Source organism: Acetivibrio straminisolvens JCM 21531 (assembly GCF_000521465.1).
In the GTDB taxonomy this organism is placed as follows: Bacteria; Bacillota; Clostridia; order Acetivibrionales; family Acetivibrionaceae; genus Hungateiclostridium; species Hungateiclostridium straminisolvens.
Genome location: NZ_BAVR01000107.1, coordinates 1 through 5643, shown reverse-complemented (window position 1 = coordinate 5643; position 5643 = coordinate 1). Strand labels below are relative to the sequence as shown.

Here is a 5643-nt window from a genome sequence, read left to right as displayed (position 1 = left end):
TTGCTTATAGCTACCCGTCTTACAGGAAATTCTTTGCCATAATTGATTCCAAGAGTGCCTTATGTTTCTGGGAGAACTACCCGTCACCAGAGTATATATGGAACACAACATCGGAAGAAATATATCACACAATAAAGCCGGTGCATCAGGCACTTAAAATACAGCGCATTCATGAGATATATCCATGATTGAAAGGGATGGAGACACAAGAAAGGACTATCAGCCCGAAAGAGATTTTATAGTCAGAAACATCGTAAAGGATATCAGGCACAACAAGGAGTTGATTGCCGAAATTGACGGTGAACTAAGAAAGCTGATACCTTTGACAGGCTATAAGCTACATACAATGCCGGGAATCGACCTTGTTACAGAAGCGCAGATTATATCTGAAATCGGGGATATTAACCGCTTCCCAGACTCAGACAAGCTGGCTCGGTTTATGGGCTTGGCACCGGTGCAATTCAGCTCTGCCGGAAAGGGTAAAGACCAAAGATGCAGGAATGGCAACAGGGCACTAAATGCGATATTTCACTTTCTCGCAATCCAGATGGTAGCAGTATCGGCGTCAGGAAAGCCAAGACACCCGGTATTCAGGGAGTATTTTGAGCAGAAGGTTAAAGAGGGCAAGAACAAGCCACAGGCGCTTGTGTGCGTGGCAAGGCGGCTTGTGAGGATTATTTACGGCATGATGAAAACCAGGACAGAATACAGGCCATTTGAGAAGGCTGACAACAAGAACTGATTTCATATTCTGGAAGCAAAGCAATGGAAGATAATTCTTTTTGATTGAGATATGGTAGCAGGAATTATATAATAGTTATAGTCCTTGTAGTGAGGGAACGGGTGATACTGTTAAATATTACAGAGTTCAAGGTGGAACTTATCCTAAAGCTAGTCAAGAAAGAATAATAATTAATGAAGATGGGACAATTAGTATACCTGATAAAAAAGCAGATTTAAATATTAGTGCGTATAATTTAGAACATGCTCTATATTTTAGGGATAAAAATAGACAAGGTGGAATAATTATTGAAATGGAAGTTCCTAAATGGTTTGATGATTTACTAAAGGAAAACTTAGTACCTCAACAAGGGTATAAAACTAATATCAATAATCAAGGAGGGACTGCACCAAAAGTAACAGATCCTAAAACGCCTGGAACATCATATGAACTACCTGCACCTTGGATAGAATGGCTAGAAGAAAATATAATTAATTATAGAATAATTAAATAATTGCATATTATGAAAAATAGTATTATAATTGTAAGAGAGTAAACACTCTCTTACAATTATAAATAGGAGTATTCCTATAAAGAATCAAAATGACCTTTGAAAAAATAGATGCCTGACTGTAAAATTTGAAATGTGAGTTGCGACCAAGTAACCACAAATCAAAAACACAGGAGGCATCCAATATGAATTATACACAGAATGAAAAGATTTTGCGAATTAAAGAGACAACGTTGATCTTTGGAATTGATATTGGTAGTGAGAAGCATTACGCTAGAGCTTTCAATTTCAGAGGCGTAGAGTATGGAAAGCTGTTGATTTTCTATAACAATGCTAAAGGAATTGCAAAGTTCGAAGAATGGACAGCGAAGATAGCAAAATCCAACGGCTTTACTGAGGTGATACTCGGAATGGAGCCGACAGGACACTATTGGTTCAACCTAGCTGAGAATACTAAGAAGACCGGGATGAGCATTGTATTAGTAAATCCACATTATGTGAAGAAAAGTAAAGAACTTGATGCTAACAATCCAACCAAGAATGACCGAAAAGACCCAAAAAGCATAGCAATGCTGGTCAAGGATGGGAGATATATTGAGCTATATATTCTGGAAGGCATTTACAAGGAGCTACGGTTGGCCATGGACAGCCGATGGCGGCTTGTAAAAGAACTTTCAGCTATCAGGAACCGTATCAGTCGGTGGATATGTATCCATTACCCTGAAATCACCAAGGTGTTTGACGCTTGGGAGGGAAAGGCTGCTCTGTTGATACTGAGTGAATGACCGACACCCAAAAAGGTTATTGAAAAAGGCATTGAAGGTATCATAGCTATCTGGAAGAAACACAAGATAAGGCTGTAGGAATAAAGAGAGCCGAGAAACTTTTTGAATCCGCTAAGACTTCCATTGGGACATCGGGGGGTATCTGCAGAAAATGAACTCTCAATGTTGCTTGAAGACTATGGGAGCAAAATGCGACAGATTGAAAGAACAATGACTCTAATTGAGGAATTGGCAAAGCAGATTCCGTGGTATGAGAAGATGATAGAGATCAAAGGTGTATGCCTCATGGTAGCTGCAGGCCTTCTAGCGGAGGTAGGTGATATCTCTAGATTCAATCATCCAAAGCTGATACAAAAGCTATCCGGGCTAAGCCTCAAATAGAATAGTTCCGGTAAATATAAGGGACAGACAACCATATGCAAACGAGGAAGGAAGTAGCTTCGATACTATTTGTATGCCTTTGCTGTCTACGAATGAGGAATTCGGAGCCTTACACCAATACTATACGACCAGGAAGGAAAGACCCTTGAAGAAGATGCAGTCTTTGGTTGCATTGAGCAATAAGCTAATACGGATATTTTATGCGATACAGACGAAAGACATAGTGTACGATCCACAAAAGATGCTCAGCGATATAAAAAGACCGGAAGCAAAAGCAGCATAATCTATATCTCATATGAAAGAATACATCTCTCTCGTAGGCCAGTCAAGGGGAAGACTGCGTTGGGCTTGAGCCGACTCTTGACAGTGATACTCAAGCGATGGGATATATAATCAAGCGGTAAAAGTAAAACTGATGTTTTCACATTGAATGATAGATTTGCACTTTGACAAGATGAGCCGGATAGTCGGGATGAATTTACACCATAAGGGCTAAGACCCCGTGATAGAGCTTGACTGACATCCACCTCACGAACAGACAGAATGAAGGAATTAAGGGCATTGACCCAGTTGGATTTAGGAGGTTTGTTGCTGGAGTTTATGTGGATACCAATGGCCGTGATATTGAAAAGAGGACACAGTTTCATTGGGATACACATTATCATCCATAATTGTGCAGCAATACAATATCTGTCCGAATGACTTGTTTTGAAGTAAGTGAAAATCTAAGATTAAGTGAGAAAATGAAAGAAAAGCGGAGATTTATTAAGGAGGTTATAAATTGAAATATAAGCCTGAATACGCTAAGAATATTATTGTTGGTGTCATACATAAAGGTATGTTTTCATGGTACGTTACAGAACGAGATTTTTGGATATTAGATGCTGTAAAAAGAAGAGACGAATATATTCAGAATGGATATGGCTCTATTATTCAAGAAGATTTTTTTAGTTTTAGATTTAATATACCAATAGTTAATGAGGAAACAGTAGATGTATTCATAAAAAAAATTGAGGACTTTAAAACAGAAAGTAGAGAACTAAAAGAACTAGTGTTAAAAAGTGATTATAATACTATACTTGAGTTAGTACCTAGCTTGTTAGTGGACTTCGACAGTAAAATATTATACTCATGTTATCCAGAAACTTTACCATTTGAAAGATATGTGCCAGATAAATGGGAGGGTGAATATAAAGATTTTTTTGAGTATATTCCGAAGGAAGAAAGATATTGGATTATTGGTTCTATTGATTATATCAAAAAAATATATGATGAAGAGGTTAATTAATTTAAATAGTGTTAAATTTTAATTTTTGGAGTGTTAATTTATGCACGAATCCAATGAGATTTATGCACAGTATAATGATAAAACGATAAGAGTTTACCAAGCATATAATAGCAAAATAGCTGAAGAGTGTTTGAGGCTAGGGACATTCGGCCCGTCATTTAAGATTGATAGGATGACGTGGATAAAACCATCTTTTCTGTGGATGATGTATAGATCGGGCTGGGGAACTAAAAAAAATCAAGAAAGAATATTAGCCATTGATATTTTGAAAGAAGGCTTTAATGAAATATTATCAAAAGCAGTACTTTCTACTTATAACTCAAGTGTTTATTTGTCTTATGAAGAATGGAAGCGTGATTTGATATCTTCACCCGTTAGATGTCAGTGGGATCCAGATAGGGATATTTATGGCAATCCTATTAGGAGAAGGACGATTCAACTTGGGATAAAAGACGATATAGTTAAAAAGTACGTGGAAAAATGGATTTTCAAAATCACAGATATATCCGAAGATGTTTGCAAGTATAATATCATGATTCAAAAAGGGAATTTTGATTTACATATGCTTCCAATGGAGAAGATATACTTTGTAGATAATTGTATCAGAAGTAAATTGGGAATGGATAAATAAGCCTTAAAAGGATGATTGAACACAGGAATAGGTGGACAGAGACTACTGAAAAATAAAAATATTTGGAACGTGGTGATGAAACTTATAATGATTTAGTTAAACACTATTATATGAAACATGTAGTGGTTAGTTCGGAAGTTTTGCTTTTTTTAATGAAAAAATCTGTATTAATCGTCAAGAGGATGGCGAAGTTCCATTAGTGCTATTGACGCAGATAATGAAGCTATTTCAATACTTTTAGAGCTCGGAATCAAGAATATTTTTATGGATTTACCTGCTGATATATATTGCCTTAATTACTTCTTGTTTGGCAAAAATCGCTGCATGTGGATGAAAATTTGAATACATCAGAACCTGATTATAAATATTGAAATGACAGAAATACTTCGATGTGACAATAATTAAAGAAGCTTGGTTGAATATTATTGGTCAATATAAGCCAAAGAGTTGTACAGCTTTATGTTATAATACATGTATTTGTGCTGGGAATTTCTTTTTTCAGGAATACTGAGGAAATTGAGCAAATTGTAAAACAACTTGAAGAAGTGTTCTTAATTACGTAAAAACGATCCCTAGTACAGCAGATGAGAAGGAACAGAAGCTGATAATGATGTAACTGTTGGTTACTGCTTAGGTGCAATTTTAAAGTTTAAATCTTTTAAATGAGAGTCTATGCATTTGTAGAAGTTCTATGAAATTGATGTTTACAGTTGCTAAATATCATCTGAGTAAAATAACTTCAGAATAGTTGTATCAAATTCCAAATAATCAAATGAACTATCTCTATATTAAATAACAAAAATCCTCGGCTTGTAGGCAAACATACAGCCGAGGTTCTTTGTAAGCGTCAAATAGATCGTCACATAGTAGAATAGTTGAGCAGTTGATACGTAAGCGTCAAATAGATCGTTACATAGTAGAATAGTTACGTAGTTGATACAATCACTGTAGAAATAATTAAACGGAGTGATTGTATAGACATGCAAAAAGTAACATCTGAACAACAATTATCTAAGTGGGCGGAATTAATACAAACCCGGCTTGAAAGTGGGCAAAGTATCAAAGAATTTTGCAGAATGAATGGAGTAAGCAAAGCTACATACTATTATTGGCAGAAGAAAGTCAGTAAAGCAAAGTGTACAGTGTTTGAAGAAGTAAAACAATCCAAAACCAAAGTACCAAGCGGATGGATGTAGCTCGCACCGAAACCGGTACACCCCGCAAAAGCCACATTGGAAATTAAAATTAATGGTTGCAATGTCGCTGTAAACACGGAAACAGACTTAGAATTGTTGAAAAAAGTTTGCCAGGTGTTGATGTCGCTAT

At 36.3% G+C, this 5643-nt stretch carries 5 protein-coding genes and 2 pseudogenes; 6 read left to right on the top strand and 1 reads right to left on the bottom strand.

Annotated elements, in window-relative coordinates:
• The 6 genes and pseudogenes from JCM21531_RS16500 to tnpA form a co-directional block, all read left to right on the top strand.
• Positions 1 to 742: pseudogene (locus tag JCM21531_RS16500) on the top strand (transposase); the annotation flags it as partial.
• A 292-nt stretch (positions 743 to 1034) separates the two neighbouring features.
• Complete coding sequence (locus JCM21531_RS18110; protein WP_054847172.1) at positions 1035 to 1235, top strand: hypothetical protein; 201 nt, start codon at positions 1035 to 1037, stop codon at positions 1233 to 1235.
• Between the two features lie 182 nt (positions 1236 to 1417).
• A pseudogene (locus JCM21531_RS18105) lies at positions 1418 to 2681 on the top strand (IS110 family RNA-guided transposase).
• Positions 2682 to 3179: 498 nt separating this feature from the next.
• The gene (locus JCM21531_RS16480) at positions 3180 to 3686 is read left to right on the top strand and encodes a hypothetical protein (RefSeq protein WP_038291456.1); all 507 of its coding nucleotides are present in this window, start codon (positions 3180 to 3182) and stop codon (positions 3684 to 3686) included.
• A gap of 40 nt (positions 3687 to 3726) precedes the next feature.
• Entirely contained in the window at positions 3727 to 4317 is a 591-nt protein-coding gene (locus JCM21531_RS16475) for a DUF4291 domain-containing protein (protein ID WP_038291454.1), read from the top strand.
• 980 nt (positions 4318 to 5297) lie between these two features.
• The gene (tnpA, locus tag JCM21531_RS24695) at positions 5298 to 5513 is read left to right on the top strand and encodes an IS66 family insertion sequence element accessory protein TnpA (RefSeq protein ID WP_369347727.1); all 216 of its coding nucleotides are present in this window, start codon (positions 5298 to 5300) and stop codon (positions 5511 to 5513) included.
• Here tnpA and JCM21531_RS23185 read toward each other — a convergent pair.
• On the bottom strand, positions 5423 to 5643 hold a 221-nt coding region (locus JCM21531_RS23185), incomplete at its 5' end, for a hypothetical protein (RefSeq protein ID WP_243467875.1). The two genes, tnpA and JCM21531_RS23185, sit on opposite strands and share 91 nt — an antisense overlap.

Excerpts from the sequence above, each read along its gene's own strand:
- tnpA (WP_369347727.1), top strand. The coding sequence starts at position 5,298 with ATGCAAAAAGTAACATCTGAACAACAATTATCTAAGTGGGCGGAATTA.
- JCM21531_RS16475 (WP_038291454.1), top strand. The coding sequence starts at position 3,727 with ATGCACGAATCCAATGAGATTTATGCACAGTATAATGATAAAACGATA.
- JCM21531_RS18110 (WP_054847172.1), top strand. The coding sequence starts at position 1,035 with ATGGAAGTTCCTAAATGGTTTGATGATTTACTAAAGGAAAACTTAGTA.